Genomic DNA, 378 nt, shown 5'->3' with positions numbered 1-378 from the left:
GCTTGATCCATTTCAGTTTGGGCAGCTTGATATAGCCATCTGAAAGCTTGATGTTGCCATTTACCATATTTGTGGTGTACGACTGTTTCGCCTTGCGGTTTTTGAACTTGGGAAATCCAGCGCGGCCTGAAAAGAAGTGTTGAAATGCTTTCTGCAAATTCAATTGGGCGTTTGCCAGCGCAAGGCTGTCCACTTCTTTTAGCCAAGGAAACTCCCTCTAGAAATGTTGATCTATCAAGGCTTTTCGGCCCCTCAGGGGTGTCCAAAAAATATTTTTCGACAAAATCCCTTACATCCTTTTTCAGTTTTGTGGATATCTTACAGACCTAGGGTGCGCTTCGCGGCCACGGCTGGTTATATTTTCCTGCCGCGGGGGGA

1 pseudogene is annotated in these 378 nt (G+C 46.3%); it reads right to left on the bottom strand.

The annotated features are described in order from the left end of the window. Positions 1-214: pseudogene (locus ETC02_RS17575) on the bottom strand (RNA-guided endonuclease TnpB family protein); the annotation flags it as partial. Positions 215-378: the final 164 nt, after the last annotated feature.

The sequence above is a fragment of the Geobacillus sp. DSP4a genome (assembly GCF_013096875.1).
Taxonomy (GTDB): domain Bacteria; phylum Bacillota; class Bacilli; order Bacillales; family Anoxybacillaceae; genus Geobacillus; species Geobacillus thermophilus.
This window is presented reverse-complemented; position numbering and strand designations above follow the sequence as displayed.